Annotated in this window: 18 protein-coding genes; 12 read left to right on the forward strand and 6 right to left on the reverse strand. The window is 33.3% G+C overall.

Going from position 1 to position 23309, the window contains the following annotated elements:
* Positions 1 to 509: 509 nt before the first annotated feature.
* Positions 510 to 1544, reverse strand: a complete 1035-nt coding sequence (locus CAB05_RS11920; RefSeq protein WP_167374467.1) for an NAD-dependent epimerase — start codon at positions 1542 to 1544, stop codon at positions 510 to 512.
* A 239-nt stretch (positions 1545 to 1783) separates the two neighbouring features.
* On the opposite strand from CAB05_RS11920, the gene CAB05_RS11925 reads away from it, so the two are divergent.
* From CAB05_RS11925 to CAB05_RS11940, 4 genes are all read left to right on the forward strand, one after another.
* Positions 1784 to 2878, forward strand: coding sequence for a CotS family spore coat protein (locus CAB05_RS11925; RefSeq protein WP_088000054.1), 1095 nt, complete (start codon positions 1784 to 1786; stop codon positions 2876 to 2878).
* On the forward strand, positions 2875 to 4614 hold the full coding sequence (locus CAB05_RS11930; RefSeq protein ID WP_088000055.1) for a glycosyltransferase family 4 protein: 1740 nt from the start codon (positions 2875 to 2877) through the stop codon (positions 4612 to 4614). The genes CAB05_RS11925 and CAB05_RS11930 overlap by 4 nt, the downstream gene beginning before the upstream one ends.
* A gap of 455 nt (positions 4615 to 5069) precedes the next feature.
* On the forward strand, positions 5070 to 5969 hold the full coding sequence (gene galU / locus CAB05_RS11935) for a UTP--glucose-1-phosphate uridylyltransferase GalU (protein ID WP_088000056.1): 900 nt from the start codon (positions 5070 to 5072) through the stop codon (positions 5967 to 5969).
* Between the two features lies 1 nt (position 5970).
* Entirely contained in the window at positions 5971 to 7290 is a 1320-nt protein-coding gene (locus CAB05_RS11940; RefSeq protein ID WP_088000057.1) for a UDP-glucose dehydrogenase family protein, read from the forward strand.
* 123 nt (positions 7291 to 7413) lie between these two features.
* Here CAB05_RS11940 and CAB05_RS11945 read toward each other — a convergent pair whose 3' ends face one another.
* Positions 7414 to 8193: a HipA family kinase gene (locus CAB05_RS11945; RefSeq protein WP_088000058.1), complete on the reverse strand. Its 780-nt coding sequence runs from the start codon at positions 8191 to 8193 to the stop codon at positions 7414 to 7416.
* Entirely contained in the window at positions 8186 to 9292 is a 1107-nt protein-coding gene (locus CAB05_RS11950) for a glycosyltransferase family 4 protein (protein WP_088000059.1), read from the reverse strand. The genes CAB05_RS11945 and CAB05_RS11950 overlap by 8 nt, the downstream gene beginning before the upstream one ends.
* A gap of 419 nt (positions 9293 to 9711) precedes the next feature.
* On the opposite strand from CAB05_RS11950, the gene CAB05_RS11955 reads away from it, so the two are divergent.
* The 5 genes from CAB05_RS11955 to menC are packed head-to-tail and all read left to right on the forward strand — an operon-like array spanning position 9712 to position 15209.
* Positions 9712 to 10566: a MurR/RpiR family transcriptional regulator gene (locus CAB05_RS11955; protein ID WP_088000431.1), complete on the forward strand. Its 855-nt coding sequence runs from the start codon at positions 9712 to 9714 to the stop codon at positions 10564 to 10566.
* 28 nt (positions 10567 to 10594) lie between these two features.
* Positions 10595 to 11740 (forward strand): amidohydrolase, encoded by a 1146-nt coding sequence (locus tag CAB05_RS11960; protein WP_088000060.1) that lies wholly within the window; start codon positions 10595 to 10597, stop codon positions 11738 to 11740.
* A 15-nt stretch (positions 11741 to 11755) separates the two neighbouring features.
* Positions 11756 to 13237, forward strand: a complete 1482-nt coding sequence (locus CAB05_RS11965; RefSeq protein ID WP_088000061.1) for an amino acid permease — start codon at positions 11756 to 11758, stop codon at positions 13235 to 13237.
* Positions 13238 to 13262: 25 nt separating this feature from the next.
* Positions 13263 to 14084 (forward strand): GNAT family N-acetyltransferase, encoded by an 822-nt coding sequence (locus CAB05_RS11970; protein WP_088000062.1) that lies wholly within the window; start codon positions 13263 to 13265, stop codon positions 14082 to 14084.
* Positions 14085 to 14102: 18 nt separating this feature from the next.
* The gene (menC, locus tag CAB05_RS11975) at positions 14103 to 15209 is read left to right on the forward strand and encodes an o-succinylbenzoate synthase (RefSeq protein ID WP_088000063.1); all 1107 of its coding nucleotides are present in this window, start codon (positions 14103 to 14105) and stop codon (positions 15207 to 15209) included.
* Positions 15210 to 15260: 51 nt separating this feature from the next.
* Here menC and CAB05_RS11980 read toward each other — a convergent pair whose 3' ends face one another.
* From CAB05_RS11980 to CAB05_RS11990, 3 genes are read right to left on the reverse strand one after another with little or no spacing between them, the layout of a single operon-like run.
* Positions 15261 to 16460: a DUF4129 domain-containing protein gene (locus tag CAB05_RS11980; RefSeq protein ID WP_088000064.1), complete on the reverse strand. Its 1200-nt coding sequence runs from the start codon at positions 16458 to 16460 to the stop codon at positions 15261 to 15263.
* A gap of 42 nt (positions 16461 to 16502) precedes the next feature.
* Entirely contained in the window at positions 16503 to 17699 is a 1197-nt protein-coding gene (locus CAB05_RS11985; RefSeq protein ID WP_088000065.1) for a DUF58 domain-containing protein, read from the reverse strand.
* Complete coding sequence (locus tag CAB05_RS11990; RefSeq protein ID WP_088000066.1) at positions 17699 to 18649, reverse strand: AAA family ATPase; 951 nt, start codon at positions 18647 to 18649, stop codon at positions 17699 to 17701. Before CAB05_RS11990 ends, CAB05_RS11985 begins: the two co-directional genes overlap by 1 nt.
* Positions 18650 to 19051: 402 nt before the next feature.
* Here CAB05_RS11990 and CAB05_RS11995 point away from each other — a divergent pair, with 402 nt between their 5' ends.
* From CAB05_RS11995 to CAB05_RS12005, 3 genes are all read left to right on the forward strand, one after another.
* A complete protein-coding gene (locus CAB05_RS11995) occupies positions 19052 to 19456 on the forward strand; it encodes a hypothetical protein (protein WP_088000067.1) in 405 nt (134 codons plus the stop codon).
* 664 nt (positions 19457 to 20120) lie between these two features.
* Positions 20121 to 21821, forward strand: coding sequence for a HAMP domain-containing methyl-accepting chemotaxis protein (locus tag CAB05_RS12000; RefSeq protein ID WP_088000068.1), 1701 nt, complete (start codon positions 20121 to 20123; stop codon positions 21819 to 21821).
* Between the two features lie 200 nt (positions 21822 to 22021).
* Positions 22022 to 23206: a CapA family protein gene (locus CAB05_RS12005; protein ID WP_235821437.1), complete on the forward strand. Its 1185-nt coding sequence runs from the start codon at positions 22022 to 22024 to the stop codon at positions 23204 to 23206.
* Positions 23207 to 23309 lie beyond the last annotated feature (103 nt).

The raw sequence follows: 23309 nt of genomic DNA on the forward strand, positions 1-23309 counted from the left end.
AAAAAAATAGAAGACCAAATCGCTTAGGATATGGTCAGTTTTTTTATTGAGTTAAAAAAGGATAATAGAAAAGAGGGAATAATGGTAACGCCGTTTAAAGACTTGGACTTACAAACTTTTTTGGAGAAAGAGAGATAGGGGTCACCAAAAAGTAGTAGATTTTCACTATTTAAGAGTATAGCTTTTTAAACATTCTAGGTATTAAAAAAGTTTTTAAAGAGTCCTTATAAAAATAACAAGATTGGAACGGAAGGTGCTCGACTCCTATGGGAGATGCGGGACAGCTGAGACCCCACAGACGCGAATGCGTCGAGGAGGCTCAGCGCACGCCCCATGGAAAGCGAGCATCCTGGAGTGGAAATCAACGCATTTTCTTTTTTCGTTAAAGTAGAAGGGGCGTCTCTTAGACAAATAGTCTTATGAGACAGCCCCTATTTTTAAATGTTAATTATATAGTTATATAATTTTTTTGCTAATTGCAGTAAGTTAAATTTTCGGTCTGTTTCTAGTTAAGTTTTAATATTTTTATAGTCTTTAAACCAGTCTGTAAATTTAATTAACCCTTCCTCGATAGAAGTTTGAGGACGATATTTTATGTCATTTACTAATTGTTCAATATCAGCATATGTTTCAAGAACTTCTCCGGGGTTCATTGGCAATAACTTTAAAATTGCTTTTTTGCCTAATTGCACTTCAATTAACTGAATAAAATAGTCTAATTTTACAGGTTTATGATTACCGATATTATAAATTTTATAGTACGAATCAGATTCCTTCGGTGGACCATTATTTATAATCCGCATGACTGATTCTACAACATCATCAATATACGTAAAATCTCTTTTCATATTTCCATAATTATACACTTCGATCGGCTGTTGATTGATGATGGCATTAGAGAATTTAAACAATGCCATATCGGGTCTACCCCAAGGTCCGTAAACTGTGAAGAAGCGTAGTCCAGTAGTAGGAAGTTTAAATGTATGACTGTAAGTATATGCCATTAATTCATTCGCTTTTTTTGTAGCAGCATATAAACTGATTGGATGGTCTACTCGGTCATAAATTGATGAGGGAATGTGTTTATTATTTCCATAAACTGAACTTGATGATGCATAGATCAGGTGACTGATTTTGTGGTGTTTACAGCATTCTAGAATATTTGCAAACCCAACTAGATTCGATTGAATATAAGACTCGGGATTTTCGATGCTATATCGAATTCCTGCTTGTGCTGCTAAATTGATAACAATCTCAAATTGATATTGTTCAAATAGACTTTCTACTAATTCTTTATTGTCTATTGAACCTTTCACAAAATGGAACTTTTGGTATTTCTTTAGCATATTTAATCTATCATATTTTAATGTTACATCGTAATAATCATTTATATTATCGATACCTATTACTTGGCAACCTTCCTCTAATAAGCGACGAGATAGATGAAATCCTATGAAACCTGCACAACCAGTAATAAAAATGAGTCTATTAGTATTCTGTATGATTTGAATTACCTCCTTACCTAATAACCGATAACATATCATATGTAGTTTAAAGGACGAGGTTCTACCGCTTGGAAAAATATGCAAATAACTATGAAATCACATTTTAGGCTGTGAAATTTTTTTATTAAAAGGATTTAGCCCTCACAACACTTGTACAAATTCATATTATTAGATTAGGTCTATACTGACTTAGTGCTCAGAGAGATGAGTAAAATAAAAACATTTCACCTTTGAAATGTTCATTTTTTAATGGGCATTAAATAAGTAGGAGGGAGAATTTGGAAAATTTAATAATTGAACCATGGGATGTCGACGAACTAACTCATGAGTTTTACGTACCTGAGTATATAGAAGCGATTGGCATAGAAGTGTTAAAGGAATATGATCTTCAAGTTAACAGTATGCAAGTTGTTACAACAAAACCAGATAAAGGTGGAGCAATTTGGAAGATAGAGACAAACGCTGGTCCAAAAAGTTTTAAGCTTTTACACAGAAGACCAACTAGAAGTATGTTTAGTTTGGGTGCTCAAAAGTATTTGGTTGAAGTACAAGAGGCTAGAGTTCCAGCTATCATTAGAACAAAAAATGGTGAGGAATATGTAGAAGCAGGTGGGAAATTATGGTTTGTGGCAGAGTGGATTGAAACGTTAGCTCCAGTGTCAAAAGATTTAGTTGGGGCAAAACAGCTATGCTACGCATTAGGGGAATTCCATCGTTTAAGCAAAGGCTACGTTCCACCTAGTCAAGCTGAAGTAGCATCAAGATTACACAAATGGCCAAAAAGTTATGAAAAAATATATTCAAAAATGAATTGGTTCCGAACAGTAGCATTAGCTTATGAAGAAATGCCAGCAAGTCAGGCGTTATTAAATGTAGTTGATATGTTTCAGGAACAAGCAGCAAAAAGTATTGAAGATCTAAATCAATCTCAATATTTTGAGATGGTAAATGAAGGTAATGCAAATTGGGGATTAGTTCATCAGGATTATGGTTGGTCAAATGGTCAAATGGGACCAAATGGTATGTGGATCATCGACCTTGATGGAGTAGCATATGACTTACCTATTCGTGATTTAAGAAAGTTAATATCTGGAACAATGTCGGATTTATTTGGATGGGATGCTACTTGGGTTCGAGAAATGATTCAGTCCTATCATGAAGCGAATCCTATTTCTCCAGAGTTATATGAGGTACTAATGATTGATTTCTCATTACCAAATGAATTTTATAAAAATATTAAAGAAGTTCTATATGAACCAGAACTATTCTTAACTGAAACAACAATTCAATTAATTCAATCGATTGTTGATCTGGAGCAGTCAAAATGGGCTACTTTAAATGAAATAAGAAATGACTGGAGTGATAAATCATGAAGATATTAATGGTTTGTACTGAGAATCTTCCGGTACCTCCAGTTTTAGGTGGAGCGATTCAAACCTATATTTCAGGAAGTTTACCTTATTTAAGTAAAAGTCATGATATAACAATTATGGGAATAAATGACCCAACACTACCAGATGAGGAAATAATTGATGGAGTGAAATATATTCGTGTTCCTGGAAAAGTACTTGAATTGTATCGTGAAGGTGTCGTTGAATATATAAATTCAAATCAATTCGATTTAATTCACATTTTTAACCGACCTCGATTGGTTTTGCCAATTCGAAAAGTTGCTCCTAATGCAAAAATAACTTTGAGTATGCATAACGATATGTTTAATCTTGGTAAAATCGATCCAGAAGAAGCTAAGTTGGTAATTGAAGAAGTTTCCAATATTGTAACTGTCAGTGACTATGTAGGGAATGTAATTCGCGAACTTTATCCTGAGGCTTCTAATAAGATTAGAACAATTTATTCCGGAGTAGATTCTGATAGATTTTTACCTGGAAATAATTCGAAAATGAGTGGAATTAGAGATACACTTAGACGAGAATATGGTTTAGAGAATAAAACAGTCATTTTATTTGCGGGCAGACTTTCTGAAAATAAAGGAGTAGACCGTTTAATTAGAGCTCTACCACAGCTATCGAAAACATTTAAAGATTTAGCATTGGTCATAGTAGGGAGTAATTGGTTTAGTCAAAATAATGTAACAGATTATGTAGCATATATAAGAGCCATCTCAAAAAAACAGGAAGTTCCAGTCGTTACAACAGGATTCGTTTCACCATTTGAAATGCAAAACTGGTTTGCTGTAGCTGATATATTTGTTTGTACTTCTCTTTGGCAAGAACCACTTGCTAGAGTTCATTATGAAGCAATGGCAGCAGGACTTCCTATTGTAACAACAGCAAGAGGTGGTAACCCAGAAGTTATTATACCTGGTGAAAATGGATTAATTGTTGAAAATCCAGAAGACCCTAGTGAATTTGCAACAAAGATTACAGAGATTTTATCGAATAAATCATTAATGAGAAGCATGAGTAACAGAGGAAGAGAACTAGCAGTTTCTAAATATACCTGGAGTCGAGTAGGAAATGAGATTTTAGACGTATGGAATAGATCAGAATTTGTTTCTACTGTTACTTCGGAGCAGTTAGAACAATATGAATCTAAATTAGTCTTTAAAACAGCAGCTCCTGTACAAACGAACAAAAACATTCCTACAGTATCTGAGGAAAACCAAGTTAACGAGAATAACGAAATTAAAGAAATCAAGATTGAAAAAGAACTAGAAACAGTGGGTAAACAGCCTATCCAGGAAAGAGTCATAGAAACAGTGGCTAAACAGCCTATTCAGGAAAAAGTCATAGAAACAGTGGGTAAACAACCTATCCAGGAAAGAGTCATAGAAACAGTTGCAATGATGCAATCTTTCGAGGAAAAAATCTTAGAAGCATTAGTAAAGCAATCTATTCGAAGCAATAAGGTACAAGGGAAGCAGACTGTTCAAATTAGAGATGTAACGAATGTTAACCCAAGAACATTAAGAAAAATCAGAAGCATAACAGATCGAGTGATTGCAAATACGAACGCGGTTGTCGAAGTGATAGATGTTAATACAATGAAAGAAACAAGAAATGAACTAAATACACAAATTAACCATCAAAAAGGACTAAGAAAAATTTCGAGTGTTACGGAACAGCATAATAAGAAGTTTATTTCTTAGAAAATAAAAAGAGCTTGTAATCTTACATGCTCTTTTTAGTATGTTTTAAACAGTTAACATTCTATTTTGATTATGGTCGATCATGCCATTTTATGATAATAGGAAGAATGTACATATAGTAAATAAATAGAAGAATGACTATTACGGCCATTGGCCAACTTTTTTTGAGCATAAATATCACCTCATTACCTTTAGTATGCAAATTTTTTTACATAAATATTCAATTCATCTAGTTTTAAGATGGAGGATTAACAAGTATATTTCAGTTGTAAATGCAAATACCCTACTAAATTTATTACATAGTAGGTGATTGAAATAGTAGATTATTTGTCCATATATGAGAAACGTCTACTAGGTATACATTGAACTTTCAATATTAATAGGCTTATATGGTGTCCAAAATTCCAAATTCACATATACAGTATTATTGAACAAAGATTTGGAGGCAACCATAGATGAAAATCCGAAAGGCTATTATTCCCGCCGCCGGTCTCGGGACTCGTTTTTTGCCGGCAACGAAGGCACAGCCGAAGGAGATGCTACCAATAGTTGATAAACCAACTATTCAATATATTGTTGAAGAAGCAGTTGCATCAGGTATTGAAGAAATCATAATTATTAGTGGTAGGGGAAAAAGATCCATTGAGGATCATTTTGATAAGTCTTACGAGCTTGAAGAAGCTCTACTACGTAAAAACCAATTAGAAGAATTAAAGGAGATTCAGAAAATATCAAACATAGTCAAAATCTTTTATGTCCGTCAAAAGGAGCCAAAAGGTTTAGGTGATGCAATATTATGTGCAAGAAGCTTCATTGGTGATGAACCATTTGCTGTATTGTTAGGTGATGACATTGTGTTGTCATCAACCCCGTGTCTAAAACAAATAATAAATGTATTTGAAAAACATAATAGCTCAGTAATTGCTGTTCAAGATGTAGCTGATGAAGATGTTAGTAAGTATGGCATTATTAAACCAAAAAATATAGAAAATGAAGATGATTTGTTTCAAATTGACTATTTAGTAGAAAAACCGAAAATAGAGATTGCGCCATCAAATTATGCTATTATGGGTCGATATATTCTAACTCCGGAAATTTTTGAAATACTATCGAGACTTCCTGTTGGACAAGGATGTGAATTGCAGCTAACGGATGCCATCAATGAATTGAATAAAGAACAAAAGGTCCTGGCATATAACTTTGAGGGAAGACGCTATGATATTGGTAATAAAATTGGATTTATTATGGCAACGATTGATTTTGCAATTCATAGAGATGAAATAAAAGAGGAAGTCATTGCATTCTTAAAAGACATAATTGAAAAAGAATACTCCCTAAATAGGGGGAATGAATAAAATGAAAATTGCTATTTTAGGTACGGGCTATGTAGGTTTGACGACTGGTATTTGTTTGTCTGAAATAGGCCATTACGTTACATGTATCGATATAAACGAGCAAAAAATAAAGAATCTTCAAGTTGGAATCTCACCGATTTACGAACCAGGACTAGACGAACTACTTGTTAAAAATGCTTTAGAAGAAAGATTATTTTTTACATCGTCATTTAGCGAAGGTTTAGAGTCAGCTGAGATCATCATAATTGCTGTTGGAACACCACAAAGAAATGATGGTGCTGCCGATCTATCATATCTAGAAGGTGCTGCTGTTCATATTGGAACACATATTCAACCTAATACAGTTGTTGTTATTAAAAGTACAGTTCCAGTTGGCACGAATGAATATATTAAAGATTTAATTCAAAAAAACTGTCCAAAAGAGATATCGTTTGAAATTGTTTCTAATCCTGAATTTTTAAGACAAGGTTCTGCTATTAAAGACACAATGAAAGCCGATCGCATCGTAATAGGAAGTGAAAACGAACAAGCTAGAGAGAAGATAAAAGAGATGTACAAACCGTTAAATGTGCCGTTTATCATGACTAATATACGAAGTGCAGAAATGATTAAATATGCTTCTAATGCCTTCTTAGCAAGTAAAATCAGCTATATTAATGAAATTTCTAACTTATGTGAAGCAGTTGGAGCAAATGTTGAAGATGTTGCAAAAGGAATGGGTAAAGATTTTCGAATTGGTGAAGCATTTTTACATGCAGGGATTGGGTATGGTGGATCGTGTTTTCCAAAGGATGTAAAAGCATTACTTTATACTGCCAAGTTAAATGGTGTAAACTTTGGATTTTTAAATGAGGTTATTGCAATAAATGATCATCAACATGAGTTGCTCGTTGAGAAAGCCTTAAAACGTTTTGGTTCATTAGCCGGGAAGAAAATCGCATTATTAGGTTTATCATTTAAACCAGAAACGGATGATATGAGAGAGGCTCCTTCTATTAAAATATCGCGTGCTTTACTGTCATTAGGTGCAAAAGTCAGTGCTTATGATCCGGTTGCAATTGAAAATGCAAAACATATATTAGGTGAAACGATAGAATATTCATCATCTGTTAAGGAAGCGGTGAATAACGCAGATGCAGTGTTCATTGTTACTGAATGGAATGAGTTTAAAGAATTAGATTTAAAGAGTGTAACAGAGAGCATGAAAAATCCAATTATTTTTGATGGTAGAAATTGTATTTTAGATTCTAAGTTAAGAGACTGTGGAACAGTAGAATACTATCCTATTGGAAAACCATCGATTTTGATAAACGTAATGTAAATTCATAAGACTAAAAAAACTAAAACGACTACTCAAACAGTTTAGATCTCTTGGTTTTTGTAGTTTGTTTACAAGTAAAAACGACTTCTAATAGAAAGAAGTCGTTTTTATTTTCAATATTTTTTAAGGAATGTTTTTAATGGGACGATATATTTTTTTTAAAAACTTTTTCAAAAGTAGTGGAAGGATTTTTTTTCGACGGTTGACGAGTCTACCAACAATCGCTTTTTTTTCTTCTTTTGAAACCATCCAATCTTCAGGAATACATTCAACAATTTCTTCTAATAAAAGGACTGGAACAGTTTGAATAATATTTAAATGTTTTTTAAACTCTTTCTCATCTTCAATAAAGCCCACCATTAATTGGTGTGTAGCACTCTTCATAATTTTCTGAGGCAAATTTTCTATTTCCGGAATTAACCAACTGTAAGAACCAAAAACCTCTGCATGATCAATAATCCATAAATGATAGTTATTCGAGTCTTCCTCATGCAAAAGAATATTTTTTCGTGTGCGGTCTTCATTATAAAGCCAGTAATCAAATAATATGATTCCTGCAAGACTTCTAGCATTTACGATATGTTGAATTGTTGAAACTTGATGGCCATCCTTGCAGTTCGGTACATATAATGAAGCAAATTGATACTGAGAATTATTGATAACTTCTTCCGTTAAATCAGGAATTTTAGATGAGAATTCAACTGGAATTTGGACGATTTGAGCGAATGGAATAGGCAAATCTAAATATCTAGCTATGCAATATGCAATCCATTCATTGGGTAATGCTTTTTCGAAACCATTGTGAAAGTACTTAACAACATAGTCTCTTCCATCATTAAAAGTAATTAAATACGAGTTCGATTTACCTTCAAGTTTTTTGACAAAGGAGACTGGCTCAATCATCGTACTTCACCTCATTATCTTTATGCCCAATTTGTAAAAGTATTTGAAGATAAATATCGGCAACTTTTTCGATTGCAAAATGTCGATCTACGTGCCTTGTTGCTGCTTTGGACATTTTTTCATGATGAACTGGATTATCTAAAACGGAATAAATTTTCTTAACAGCGTCTTGCACATCATGGCCACGATACAATTTTCCAGTTTTTCCGTTCATAACAAGTTCCGATATTGGCATAATGTTTGAAGCAACAACTGGAACACCACATGCCATGGATTCTATAAATGTATTTCCAAATGATTCTGATTTAGTTGTAGCTAAAGAACATCCTCCAGATTGAAGCACTTTTGCATAAACATGAGGCATTTGTTGATAGGGAATGACTGGGAACCATTTAATGATATCAGTCAGATTCTCTTCCTTCCATGTCATGGCAAATTCCTCTCTTTGTACACTTTGTGCGCCACCTATCAACCATATTTCAATATCAGTCCGTTCACTTTTAATTGCTTTCGCTATTTCTACGAGCATTGGCCAATTTTTGCGCTTATCAACTCTACCAATCCAACAAACAACTTTTTTATCCTTAGGTAGAAGCGGTTCGTTTTCAAAATCTATTTCATTTTCCACTAATGGACGAAAAAAAGACGTGTCGACGCCATTGTAGATGACATTGATCGGGATGTTATCAGTTAAGATAGAAACTAATCTTTTTTGATAATTAGAAGGAACAATAATGGAAACAGGCTCAATTGTTCTAAACTTTTTTAAATGTGGCTGTAGTTTAATTAATTCTGGTGTCCGAGCTTCGACAATAACAGGACCATGATAATTTGCTTTTTGAATCCATTTATAAGCGGCCCCCGTATCTACTACAATGATTGCATCATAAGCATTATTTTTTATGATATTAATAATTTTATCTTCATCTTTCGTTAAATAAACAGTAGCGACATCTTCCATAATGTGAAGTCCACCGTGGTCTGTTGTGTAAAGGAATTCGGTTTCAATTCCATATTTTTTAAAATAAATTGCCCGGTTTCTCCAACCAGCATTTACTCCTCCAACTGTTAAAAGGCGCCAGATTACAAGGACTTTCAAATTTTTCCCTCCTCATTTAACTGGTTTCATATGATCTATGACTGAACAGTACCAGTATTCGATTTAAGTTTCCTGAATGTTTTCAAACTATATTCTTGTTAACCATTTGTGGTTGAGCAATTCTCTACACACGGTTGGCTATTAAATTGTAAAGAAGTCCTAATTTATTTAATTCAATTTTTATTTATTTGTAAGGGCATGTGACTAAAAAAAAGAAATTTAATCAACGAATGTACTATGTTTCTATCATTATTAAAAAAAAGAAGAGGGTTAAAGAATAGGTTGAATAATAGTCTGAAAATTAAAAATGTATTTGTTTTATGTATGAATTATGATAATGTATAAATAATAAGTGAAGGATAAACTGCAAAATTAATTGTGAATGAAGTTAAAACTTCAAAGATGGAAGGATTATGATCATGGAACAAATTTCATTTAAATTGTTAGTGAAAGAAAAATTTTCTCAACTTTCACCTGGACAAAAGAAAGTGGCTAATTATATGATTGAGCATTTGGAAGAAAGTGCCTTTAAAACTGCTTATCAAATTGGTAAAGAGGCAGATGTTAGTGAAACAACTGTCATAAGGCTTTCTTATGCGTTAGCGTTTGAAGGGTTTAGTGATATGCAAATTAATATTCAAAAACACTTTCTTCAAATGAATAAATCAGATATCACAAATGGGGAAATCAAGAAAGAGGAACAACATAACGAAGATACATTTTCAAAAGTAATTGAAAATGAAGTAAATATTTTAAGAAATTTATTGGAACCATCAAATGTACAAGAAGTATGGAAAGCTGTTGATGCATTAATGAATGCTGATCAAATTTTAATTGTTGGTCATCGAATTTCACATGTTGCTGCATATTGGTTTTCTAGTACGTTAAGCTCTTTAAGAGAAAATGTTTATTTATGTACGCCGGCAGGAGACTTTTACGAAAAATTTAGTAATTTAACGAAGCAATCAGTTGTTGTTGCATTTTCTTTTCCGCGATATGCAAAAGACACCCTCACGATATGCGAATGTACAAAAGAGCATGATATTCAACTGATTTCGGTGACCGATCGATTATTGTCTCCTATCGGGCGAATTGCTGATATTGTCTTAACAACTGAAGAAAACGTTGAGAGTGGAACAAATTCGATTGCATCAGTCATTAGTTTATTAGATTTAGTCATTGCAGGAATTTATAAGAAAGATCGAAAAAAAGTTCAATCATATCAACAGAAATTAGAAAAGCTTTATTCAAATTATGAGGTATTTATTGAATAAAGCTTTTCATGAAGGAGGCTATTAAAATATGAATCCAATTAAATATATTGATCTACATAAAAACGCCATTCTAGAAACATATCATGACTTACATTCGCTAGCCGAACCGAGTTGGGGGGAAGAAAAAACCTCTAAATATATTAGAAATAGATTAGTAGAAGCGGGTTTCCATGTTAAGACTTTTCAAGCTCATTATGGGTTGATTGCTGAACTAAAAGGGGAATTAGAAACAGTCGTTGCGGTTAGAGCAGATATGGATGCTTTAGTACAAGAAGTAGAGGGAGTTGTAAGAGCTAATCATTCTTGTGGACACGATGCACATAGCACAATGGTACTTTTCACTGCACTTGCACTCGCAACAAGTGGTATAAAGCCAAAACATACGATACGGTTTATATTTCAACCTGCTGAAGAAAAAGGTGAGGGAGCACTTCAAATGATGGAAGACGGGGCTTTAGAGAATGTCATTTCATTATTTGGTATTCACGTTCGTCCAAAGTCGGAGGTTCCATTTTTACATGCATCACCTGTCATTATTCATGGGTCTGCTGAAACAATCAGAGGTACATTTAAAGGTCGTCAAGCACATGCCTCTCGTCCACAAGATGGAATTAATGCAATTGAAATGGCTACTTTACTTGTCATGAAATTAAAGGCAATAAAAATTGAAACTGACACACCTTTTTCAATAAAAATGACGCAGCTTCAAACAGAAAATGAAGCATCAAATGTCATACCTGAAACAGCTACATTTACTCTTGATGTACGTGCGCAAACAAATGAAGTGATGGAACTATTAAACGAAACTGTTACTTATATTTTTAGCGAAATCATAGATGAGACTAAGGGGACAATGACTTGGTCAATGGAAGAATTTGTACCAGCGGCCGTTTTACATGAAGGTGCAACGGAGATTGTCGCAAGAGCAATTGCTGATATTCTTGGTGCTAAAAATGTAGTTCCTAAGTGTATCTCTAATGGTGGTGAGGATTTCCACTTTTATACAAACAGATACCCTAACATTGCTGCAACAATGATTGGATTAGGATGTGATCTAAATTTTGGTCTACATCATCCACAAATGAATTTTAATTTAGATGCACTTCATTATGGTTCCAAAATATTAGTTCAATCAGTGTTAATAGCATTAGAAGAAGGCACGACTTCAATCTAAAAAAGAGGTGTAATGATGCAAAATGGAACAAATATTTCTCAACAGAGTTTGAAAACAAACATTGCCCCAAATCATTTAGATCGTAAATTAAAAACGAGACATCTTTCTATGATCGCGATTGGAGGAACAATTGGTACAGGATTATTTTTGGCAAGTGGATCAATTATTCATACTGCTGGACCTGGTGGGGCGTTAACAGCCTATTTAATTGCTGGTATAATGGTTTACTTTTTGATGACAAGCTTAGGAGAAATGGCAGCATTAATTCCAATCACTGGTTCATTTAGTACGTATACATCAAGATTTGTTGATCCTGCTTTAGGCTTTGCGGTTGGATGGAACTATTGGTATAACAATGCAATAGTTGTTGCACTCGAACTGGCCGCGTCTGCCATTATTATGAAATATTGGTTTCCATCAGTCCCTGGAATCGTATGGAGTATGATTTTCCTTTTTCTGATTTTTGGTTTAAATATTTTAACTGTAAAAGGGTACGGAGAATCAGAATTTTGGTTTGCGATTATTAAAGTAATTACAATAATTATCTTTATTGCTGTAGGACTTCTTATGATATTTGGCATCATGAATGGACATACTTCAGGATTTGATAACTTTACGAATGGTGAGGCTCCATTTAAAGGAGGATTTCTATCAATCATTAGTGTGTTTATGGTGGTCGGATTTGCTTTTCAAGGAACAGAATTAGTTGGGATTGCTGCTGGTGAAAGTGAGAATCCGAGAAAAAATATCCCTAAGGCAATCAAACAAATTTTCTGGCGTTTGCTTTTATTTTATGTCCTTGCGATTTTTGTTATTGGGTGCCTAATTAGCTACAATGACCCACAACTATTAAGCTCTGATATTGAAGATATTGCGGTGAGTCCTTTTACACTTGTATTTAAAAATGCTGGAATTGCTATGGCTGCATCAGTCATGAATGCTGTTATTTTAACGTCTGTATTGTCAGCTGGAAATTCCGCATTGTATGGTGCATCAAGGGTAGTGTGGGTTCTAGCAAAGGAAAGGAAGGCACCTGCATTTCTAAAAAAAGTAAATTCTAATGGCATTCCTACAAATGCAATCTATTTATCTACAATCATTGGGATGGCTGCTTTTCTTACTTCACTTTTTGGTGAAGGGACAGTATATACATGGTTATTGAATGCTGCTGGATTATCTGGTTTTCTTTCTTGGTTAGGAATTTCAATTACACATTATCGTTTTCGAAAAGCATACATAGCGCAAGGAAGAAAATTAAGTGATTTACCATATGTATCAAAATGGTATCCATTTGGGCCAATTGTAGCAACGATTCTTTGTGTCATCGCAATACTTGGTCAAAATTATTCTGCATTCACTGGTGCACAAATTGATTGGTATGGTATTTTAGTTTCTTATATTGGCTTACCATTGTTTTTATTAGCTTATTTTGGTTATAAAATCTTGAAAAAAACAAAAATGGTTCCTTTAAAACAAGCAGACTTTAGTCAAGAATAATAAAAAAATCAAAAGGGGGATCTTCATGACTAAGACAAATCAGATTACTATTCGTTCCCTACAATTTATTGAAGAACTTGAAGAAGTTAGAAAACTAGAATCCTCAATTTGGGGAGAGAATGATTCAATTCCAACACATCAAACGTTAACTGCTGTAAAGAATGGCGGACTTGTTTTAGGTGCCTACGATGATCAGAAACTAGTTGGATTCCAATATAGCTTTCCTGGATTCGATGGTAATTCACTTTATCTTTGTTCACATATGTTGGGGATCGATAAGGCATATCGAAATAAAGGGATTGGAAACCTACTTAAAATTGCACAACGCGAAGAAGCGCTTGAACTTGGTTATTCTCTTATCACATGGACTTATGATCCGTTAGAAAGCGTGAATGGTTATTTAAATATTGCTAAGCTTGGTGGGATTTGTAGTCATTATGTTGAGAATTGTTATGGAAAGATGGATGATCTACTTAATAATGGTATTCCATCAGACCGTTTCCTTGTAGAATGGCATATCAGAAATGATACAAATAATGGTAAGCAATTAGATGACATTGAATTAAATCAAGTGATACTTGAGTCAATTATACAGTGGAACGAAAACGAAGAAGGATTTCCGGTGCCAAGTAAACAATTAGCGAAGATAGAGAAAAAGCTAGCATTTGTTGCTATTCCGAAAGATTTTCGATCAATAAGAGATCATAATCTTCAACTTGCACAAGAGTGGAGAATGATAACGAGATCTGTATTTACAAAGTTATTTTCAAATGGTTGGAAGGTCATTGATTTTCATAAGAATAACAAGACCGAATTACCCGTTCAATTTTATGTATTAAGTAAATAGAATAGGAGAGTTTTATCTATGAAAATTAAACAAGTCATTTTACGCCATATGAAGCTAGATTTATTACATCCATTTACAACTAGCTTTGGAACTGAATATGACCGAGAATTCATTTTAGTTGAAGCAATTAGTGAGGATGGAATTTCAGGTTGGGCTGAATCAGTTGCGATGTTAGACCCTTTATATAATGAGGAAACGGTAAAAACAAATCGTCATATACTTGAAGATTATTTAATTCCGATTGTATTAAATAATGAAATCTCTCATCCTAATGAACTATCTGAAAAATATTTTGCTCATATTCGTGGGAACTATATGGCAAAGTCGGCAATTGAAGGTGCAGTTTGGGATTTATATGCTAAGCAGGAAAATATTTCGCTTTCAAATGCATTAGGTGGAACAAAAAAAGAAATTGAAGTTGGAGTTAGTATTGGGATTCAAGACAGCATAGATGCAACAATAAATATAATACAATCACGTTTAGAAGAAGGCTATAAGCGGTTTAAATTAAAAATCAAGCCAGGCTGGGATGTTGAATTAATAGATAAAGTACGTAAAGTCTATCCGGATATTCCATTAATGGCTGATGCAAACTCGGCTTATACTTTAGCTGACCTTGAGCATCTTACAGCATTAGACCAATACAATTTAATGATGATCGAACAACCATTAGCTTATAATGACATTATTGATCATGCTGAACTTCAAAATAGAATGGAAACAGCTATTTGTCTTGATGAAAGCATCCATTCATTAGAGGATGCGCGGAAAGCTTTAAAACTAGGAAGTTGTAAAATTATTAATATCAAAGTTGGAAGAGTCGGCGGTTTAACACAAGCAAAGAAAATTCATGATTTATGTCTTGAGAATGGAATACCTTTATGGTGCGGTGGGATGCTAGAATCTGGTATTGGAAGAGCACATAATATTGCAATTACCTCCTTACCAAACTTCATCTTACCTGGCGATACAGCCGCGTCTTCACTATACTGGGCAGAAGATATCATTAAACCAGAGGTAACAGTAGAAAATGGCATCATTAAGGTTCCAAGCTCTCCTGGGATTGGATATGAGCCAGATATTGAAAAAATTAATAAGTATACAATCTCAAAAAAATATTTGTAGCATAAAAAAAAAAGGGTTAAAAGTCTATAAACTTCTAACCCTTGTTTTATTTTAGTTTTTCTTCGCTTTATCCTTTGTTCGGTCTTTTATCTCTTTTTTTAATGTTTGGAATTCCTTTTCATAGTATTTTTCATTATGCTCTAATATCCCATTTCCATAACGAACTTGCTCGTATGCATGTAGAAGGTCTTGATGATGTTGGAATTCAGCACGTTGAAACCATTCATTTAAGGTCTCGTGTTCATGCCTACCAAGATCGTGTTTGAGTGCAAATTTTTGAAGTTGGAATATTAATTTACGAATATGATCTGATGGGGCAGAATAATTGAAAAAACGTTTTATTATTTTTGTGTTTTCTTTAAATGATAGTTGGTCAATTTCTAGTGGTGATTGTTGTAAAGTTTGTTCAACTTTTATGAATTTAAACTTATATAAATAAACGCCAATCATGATACATATTAGAATGAAAATAATCAGCCAAGACCAAGAAGGTATATCGGATATGATGATGTTATCTTTTTGTGTCTGTGGTAGTTTATCTAGATTTTGCCTTAGTTCTTCTTCTTCTCCCTTTAGTTTAGGTTGAAGCTGAATTTTTTCTAAGAGATTGAATAAAGGCGCTGCCATAAAGCCTACTAAACCCAGTAAACCATCGAGTAATTTAAAAATTCCCCATTTCACCGTAGGAATAAAGACTGTTACAATTGAAGCTAAAATTACCGCAATTGAAAGGGCTCCGAATAAGCCATGCACATTTTTTAGCGCATCTTTATGAACCGCTTGCTGTAAAAAACGTCCAAAGCTAAAAAGGACTGTAAAACCAATCGAAATCCCATACAGCACATTCATATATGAATAATTTACAATCCAACCATAAAATAATATGAAAAGGCCACTGCAATAGAATAGAACTTGAAATTTATGTCGTTCTTCGATCCAAAGCGATGAATCAATTGAGAATGATTTCATACGGAAAAATAGAAAACAAGCACATGCGATCGCTGTAATTTGATTGAATCCGAGAACATATCCGATTCCACCTGCAACGATTCCAGTGAGGAAAGGGATTAATTGTGTTACTTGTTTTTGCTGTAGAATGAAAAATAAACTGATATTTCCTACCAAACATACACTAAGAAAGCTAAATAAAGGTGGAAGTTGATTTGATGAGAAATTAAATAAGCATAAAAGAAAATATACATATAAGCATTCTAATGAAAAATAATAATTAGGAAGTATACGGTTAATCATAATGTACCTCTCATTTTCCTCTTACTTGAAACAAAACGATCGTCAAAGTGGTACGATTGAAGGATGTTGTTCATCATCCTGAAGATAATAAACTTTTTGACCTCTTTTTTGCATTTGTGCGAAATAGCGATCACCCTCACGCCCAAATGGGCCACATAGGATTACGACAGGTGATTTTAGTTGTTGTTTCTCTACAAAATGTAATAGTTTTGAAATCGGTTGAGTACTTCTTTCGCGATTTATACGAGCAAGTATTTCAAAGGTTTTTCCTAATTGAGTTGATCCCCCACCTACTGGCAAGTGATAAACTGGAACCCCACTTTCCATGTTCAAATTCAGAACAATTTCGTATTCAATATTCTTCAAGGTAGCGTATCTAGCCATATAAGCTATATTACTAGCAATTGAATCAAGATTTTCTATCACATTCATACGATAATTCGGTAAGTCTATATCTCGTAAATTAATAATAAAAGTCCATGAGTATTCAGCAGTCCTCTCAAATACCTTCGTTTGTAAGACTTGAGCCTTTGCACTTTGTTTCCAATGAATTCGTTGGAAAGGATCAGAATAAACATAGTCTCTAGTACCAATTGGTGCCAACACATCCTCGAACATACTTGAAGAAGATGAAAAGTAACCATATGATTTTGTAGCGATCAACTGTTCAATTTTAGGTACAGGAATTAAATTAGGATATATGACAATTTCTTGATGCAAAAAAGGGATACATAATAGTTCCACATAGCCTACTCCAAAGAAATTCGTAACAGTGATTTCCAGTGACTTCACTCTAGTAACGCCTCTTTTTACAGCATTTAGTGGAAGCGAAACTTGTACACTTTCTTTCCCCTTAATTTGAAAAGGTATAGTCAGCTCTAAATCTCTTTTATCTGAACTTGAGCTTGAATGTAAATTAGGGGCTTCAATAATTGGTTCCAATTTTATCCGAAGAGTTGCATGGATGATTGGTAATCTACTAAGTTGAGTGAATTTAAGTGGAAGTTTAAATTCTTCTCCAACAGAAACTTTAATTGATTCTTTGTTATTTTCAATAACAAGATGATCTGCAACATGTTGTAAATAATATTTGCCCATCCAGCTCATGACAATTAAGAGAGTGCCTAAAAACATTAATAAATATGAAGATTGATAGAAATTGATAATCAGAAAGAAGATACCAATTACAGATAATCCATCTAATGAATTTCTTCCAAAGACTTCTTTTTTCCAAATCATTATTTATTCGCTCCAGCTTCAACAGGTACAGCTACATTTTTTAAAATAGAATCCATCACTTGGACATTATTCTTTTTCAAAGAGCCTTCCAACGTTAATACTAAGCGGTGCGCCAACATATAAACAGCAACATCCTTTACATCTTGGGGAGTTACATATGTTCTATTATTTATAAATGCTCGGCCTTGAGCGCATCTCATCAATGCAAGTGTTCCACGGGGACTTACACCCATTTGAATATCCTCGTGTTGGCGAGTTTCCTGAACAATACTTAAAATATAATCTTCAACCTCATCGGAAATATGTATATTTTTAACTTCCTCTTTGATTTGAGTAATTTCATCTAAAGTAAATATTTGATTCAAACGTGAAAAAGGAGAATTTGTTCGATGTGTCTGCATCATTTTCTTTTCCTCTTCAAAAGTAGGGTAATCAAGTTTGATTTGCATGAAGAATCGGTCCATTTGCGCTTCTGGTAATGCGAATGTACCTTGCTGAGATTCAATAGGATTTTGTGTAGCAATTACAATAAATGGTGTTGGAAGTGAAATCGTTTCGCCATCGATTGTAACTTGGCGCTCTTCCATCACTTCGAGTAGACTTGATTGCGTTCTAGGGGTAGCGCGGTTAATTTCATCAGCTAATAATATATTTGTCATTACAGGGCCAATTCTAAGTTGGAATTCTTGATGTTTTGGATGAAAGAATTGAATTCCTGTAACATCACTAGGTAATAAATCGGGTGTGAATTGAATTCTCTTAAATAATCCGTTGATCGTTTTAGCGAAGCTCTTTGCTAACTGAGTTTTTCCTGTACCTGGAACACTTTCTAGTAAAATATGTCCATCATTAATAAGTGCAATAAATATCATTTCTACAACTTCATCTTTACCGATTATTACTTTACCTATTTCGCTTTTTAGCTGTGATAACTTTTTTGAAATATTCATTTTACTCTCCTTTAATCTACTTGATCGTATCTTCAATACAGTGTTGAACATTATACAAAATATTCCAATTCTTATAACTTAAATATATTGTAAAGGTATTTTGAAAGGTAGTCTATTTAAAAAGTTTTTTTGAATTCGAGGGACAGAATATTAAAATACATTAATTTAACTAGAATTTGAGTAATATATAATGATTGAAAATATTTCTTAAAAGTTGTACATTTTAAATTGGTAAAAAAATTGGAATTTCTTGCCGATAATAATATTGATTCATCTAGAGGATGGAAGTATATATTGAAGAATCAATTCGTACAGTTCAAATCGCATAAAAGTTAATTCAGTTAAGTAATCTTCCATTTTTTTATAAAATTATTGTCAGAATTTTATTGGAGCGAAGATCATATGAACAACCCTATTAATTGTGAAAGATGCTTTTCTTTAACGGTTCAAAATGGAAAAAGTAAACTATGTCAAAAGTGTCAGAAGATAGACAATGCTTGGTTAGAGATTGTATTAGATTATCTAAGAAAAAGAGAAAATCGAACTGCTACGATTGTGCAAGTTTTGAATGCTACACTTGTGAATGAAGAGTGGATCTATGATTGGGTTAGACAAGGGAAAATATTGCAGAGGCATTTTCCGAATATTGGATTACCGTGTCCAAAGTGCGGTGAGAATTTGACTGATGGTGTTTCGTTATGTCCAAGCTGTTCGGGTAGTTTTGTAAAGGGCTTGGAGGAAGTAAAGGAAATTGAAGGACTTCAAGGAGATAAACATACAGCTACTTATTTTAAAAGAAATGAGTAATGGTTAGAAGAGTCTATTGTAGGCTCTTTTTTTTGTTTTAGGGTCTGTCTGGGAAAGAAGTGTGTTGAATTCCACTACAGGTGCTCGCTTTCCATGGGGTGGGCGCTGAGCCTCCTCGGTGCGTTCGCACCTGCGGGGTCTCAGCTGTCCCACATTTCCCATAGGAGTCGAGCACCTTCCGTTACATTCACCTTCTTGAGTAGCCTTCAATTATTTTAAAAGATTTTGAAAAAGAAGAGAGTTAAATTATTGATTCAATCTTTTCATTTTCTATAAATGTAATTTCATGTATTTACATCAAATACTTCTTCAACTATACCTACTACTATGAAGAATACCACCCCGACAATGTCGCAATGTCTCTTGAGATGTTATTTTTATAAAAAGCTGCTTCATAGACATTTTGTCAAAAAGAGCAAATTTAAGTTGCAATCACTAGATTTCATTAATTAACGATTCTATGGGGAAAGTTTATATTTGTATAACAATGGAAGTTTAGTAGTTTTGGATAAAAATTAGAATATTCTCTACAATATTAGTTTTAAAAATTCTAAATTAACAGTTAATTATTATTCTAAGATTATTACTTTAATTTTTTGAATATTCGCCGATACATTTAAATGTAAAAGTAGATAGATATTGTTGTAATTAGGGGGAAGTATGGATGAAATGGACAATTGGTCGAAAACTAATATTTTCATTTATTCTAATATTAGTTATTATTTTAACGCTTAGCGCTTTTTCAATAACAAGTACATTTAGACTAAACAATAATACAAAAGAAGTAAGTGAAGAAGTTTTACCAAAGGTAGAGTTGATTGGTGAAATCAATTATATTGCAGAACATATTTTAAGTACGACTCAAAAGCATATGTTAAGTGATGATGAGTCTTACAAAAGAAAATATGAGTACGAATTGGAAGGTCAATATAAATTAATTGATCAGGCTTTTTCTGAATATAAAAAATTACTAGAAACAAAAGAAGAAAAAGCATTATTCGAAAAACTACATATTGAATGGGATGATTTTGTAGAAAAGAATGCAGAAATTCTTGAGTTAAGTAATAAGATGGATACAAAAAATGCTGTTTTGACATCATTTAGTGGAACAGCTCTATTTGATAAAATGCATACTGACTTAGATGCATTGATTATAATGCACCAAAAACAAGGTAAGCAAATTAATGAAGATAGTAATAAAGAATTTACAAATGTTACTTACACAACTTTAATTAGTGTAATTGTTGCGTTTGTACTGACTATTTTAATCGCAGTTGTGTTAATCAGAAGTATTAGAAAACCTTTAACAAAATTATCGACGCAAGTGAAGGAAGTTGCAGAAGGTAATCTTATACTAGAGCCTTTAGATATTAAAAATAAAGATGAAATTGGTGAATTAGCAAGTAATGTTAATACAATGACAGCTAATTTAAAAGAACTAATTGAAAGTGTTGTTTATAATTCACAATTAGTTGCTTCAACATCAGAGGAATTGTCTGCAAGTGCAGAAGAAACAAGTAGGGCTTCTGAGCAAATTACAAGCTCGATTATTAACATTGCAGAAGGTGCTGAACAACAAGAAAAAAGTAGTTTAGAAGCATTTACAGTTGTAAAAGAAATTTCAACAGGAATGGAACAAGCTGCTTCATCAATTCAAACAGTAGCGGAAAATTCGCTTTCTACTTCTGAAAAAGCAGTTTATGGAAATAAAGTTTTAGTAAAAACAGTTAATCAGATGAACATGATTCATGATACGGTAAATAACACATCAAATATTGTTAATTCACTTGGCGAAAAGTCCGATGAGATTGGTAAAATTGTTACAATCATCACCGAAATTGCTGAGCAAACGAATTTATTAGCGCTTAATGCTGCAATCGAAGCTGCGAGAGCTGGCGAACAAGGTAAAGGATTTGCAGTTGTTGCAGATGAGGTTAAAAAACTAGCTGAACAATCTAGATCAGCAGCAGGACAAATTTCTGGTTTAGTAGGATTTATCCAAAATGAAGTCAAAAAAGTAATTACTTCAATGAATGAAGGTTCAATTGAAATTAAAAACGGTATTGACCTTGTGTCTGAATCAGGCGAAAACTTCAATCATATCGTTAAAATGATTGAAGAAGTATCTGCACAAACTCAAGAAGTTTCTGCAATATTTGAGCAAATTAATGCAAGTTCACACAGTATCATTAGTATAGTAGAAAGAACTTCAGAAATTTCAGCAGAGGCATCAGGGCAGTCACAAAGTGTGGCAGCTGCAGCTGAACAACAAAACGCTTCTATGGAAGAAATGTCTGCATCAGCAGATATTCTAAGTAAAATGGCTGAAGAGTTACAAGATACAGTTAAAACCTTTAAAGTATAATAAACATCACAGTCACTCATTTTCAAATGGGTGACTTTTTTGCGTAGATTTAAGCGGATTTTTGATTTAATAGCTTTACGAAAAATAAAAGAGGGTCGATAATAAGAAGTAACTATGAAATAAACGGTATTATTAACAAGTTACTTAATAGAAAAAAGTCTAATAAAAATAAAAAAAGAATCTACACTAGGAGAATCATCTTGAAAAAATTACTTCTTATGAGCACAATGTTACTTTTTATCCTCATTTTTATAAAGAAAGAATATTTCTCCAACGAGCCAATTCAGAATCAAGCAATACATGAAGAAAAAGAGATTAAAAAAACACCAACTACTGAGCAAAAGCCTGAAAGTGAAAAACCGATTGTATCAAAAGCAACAATTGGAGCTATTGGAGATATACTGATTCATAATGAAGTTTATGAAGATGCGAAACAAAAAAATGGTTCATATAATTTTCATAAAATGTTCAAAGAAGTTAGCGCGACAATGCAAAAGCCGGATATTCTTGTTGCAAATCAAGAAACAATGATTGGTGGGGAAAAACTAGGGTTATCAACCTATCCAGCATTTAATAGTCCATATGAAGTTGGTGATGCTTTAAAGTCTGCAGGTGTAGATGTTGTGACGCTTGCTAATAATCACTCACTTGATCGAGGAGAAGTAGCCATTAAAAGTGCAATATCTCACTGGGATCATATTCATATGCCGTATACTGGGGTTTATAAATCAAAGGCAGACCATGAAAAAATTAGAACTTTAACAAAAAATAATATTCGATTTGCTTTTCTTTCGTATACTTACGGGACAAATGGAATCCCCGTTCCAAAAGGGAAGGAATATTTAGTGAATTTGATTGATAAGAAGAAAATTCAGCAGGATGTTCAAAGAGCGAAAACAATATCAGATGTAGTTGTCGTCTCGATGCATTGGGGAAATGAATATGAAAGATTGCCAAATCAATTTCAGAAAGATTTAGCGAAGCAATTAGCCGATATTGGCGTTCAAATCGTAATTGGAAATCATACACATGTTTTACAACCACCAGCTTGGGTGACAGGTAAATCAGGTAATAAAGCTTTCGTATTATATTCTTTAGGAAACTTTTTATCAGCGCAGGATGAGTTATATGAACTAATTGGTGGGATCGCATCAATTGATGTCGTGAAAACGAAATATAAAGGTGTAGAAAAAATAGAATTAACAAATCCAAGTTTTACACCAACCTATAATTACTACTACAAAAATCAAAACTTTAAAATATTACCATTACAAAATATAAGTGAATCCTACCTTGTATATGGGGAGGGAAGATATAAGAATATCAAATCTCATATGAGAACCTATATAAAGGATTTACATTTTGTGGAGCCCGTTAAAAATTAAAGGCTCTCCTCTAATAGATTGTTGCATTTGGATTTGTATAATCAACTAACCCATTCTTAAAATAGCAAAAATGACAACCTAAATAAAAATAGAATAATAAAAG

It is taken from the genome of Gottfriedia solisilvae (assembly GCF_002128405.1).
GTDB lineage: Bacteria > Bacillota > Bacilli > Bacillales > Bacillaceae_G > Gottfriedia > Gottfriedia solisilvae.

What these genes read in the sequence shown, in the direction of transcription:
- CAB05_RS11920 (WP_167374467.1), bottom strand. Translation starts at nt 1,544, where the DNA reads ATGATATGTTATCGGTTATTAGGTAAGGAGGTAATTCAAATCATACAG.
- CAB05_RS11930 (WP_088000055.1), top strand. Translation starts at nt 2,875, where the DNA reads ATGAAGATATTAATGGTTTGTACTGAGAATCTTCCGGTACCTCCAGTT.
- galU (WP_088000056.1), top strand. Translation starts at nt 5,070, where the DNA reads ATGAAAATCCGAAAGGCTATTATTCCCGCCGCCGGTCTCGGGACTCGT.
- CAB05_RS11940 (WP_088000057.1), top strand. Translation starts at nt 5,971, where the DNA reads ATGAAAATTGCTATTTTAGGTACGGGCTATGTAGGTTTGACGACTGGT.
- CAB05_RS11945 (WP_088000058.1), bottom strand. Translation starts at nt 8,193, where the DNA reads ATGATTGAGCCAGTCTCCTTTGTCAAAAAACTTGAAGGTAAATCGAAC.
- CAB05_RS11955 (WP_088000431.1), top strand. Translation starts at nt 9,712, where the DNA reads ATGGAACAAATTTCATTTAAATTGTTAGTGAAAGAAAAATTTTCTCAA.
- CAB05_RS11960 (WP_088000060.1), top strand. Translation starts at nt 10,595, where the DNA reads ATGAATCCAATTAAATATATTGATCTACATAAAAACGCCATTCTAGAA.
- CAB05_RS11965 (WP_088000061.1), top strand. Translation starts at nt 11,756, where the DNA reads ATGCAAAATGGAACAAATATTTCTCAACAGAGTTTGAAAACAAACATT.
- CAB05_RS11970 (WP_088000062.1), top strand. Translation starts at nt 13,263, where the DNA reads ATGACTAAGACAAATCAGATTACTATTCGTTCCCTACAATTTATTGAA.
- menC (WP_088000063.1), top strand. Translation starts at nt 14,103, where the DNA reads ATGAAAATTAAACAAGTCATTTTACGCCATATGAAGCTAGATTTATTA.
- CAB05_RS11980 (WP_088000064.1), bottom strand. Translation starts at nt 16,460, where the DNA reads ATGATTAACCGTATACTTCCTAATTATTATTTTTCATTAGAATGCTTA.
- CAB05_RS11985 (WP_088000065.1), bottom strand. Translation starts at nt 17,699, where the DNA reads ATGATTTGGAAAAAAGAAGTCTTTGGAAGAAATTCATTAGATGGATTA.
- CAB05_RS11990 (WP_088000066.1), bottom strand. Translation starts at nt 18,649, where the DNA reads ATGAATATTTCAAAAAAGTTATCACAGCTAAAAAGCGAAATAGGTAAA.
- CAB05_RS11995 (WP_088000067.1), top strand. Translation starts at nt 19,052, where the DNA reads ATGAACAACCCTATTAATTGTGAAAGATGCTTTTCTTTAACGGTTCAA.
- CAB05_RS12000 (WP_088000068.1), top strand. Translation starts at nt 20,121, where the DNA reads ATGAAATGGACAATTGGTCGAAAACTAATATTTTCATTTATTCTAATA.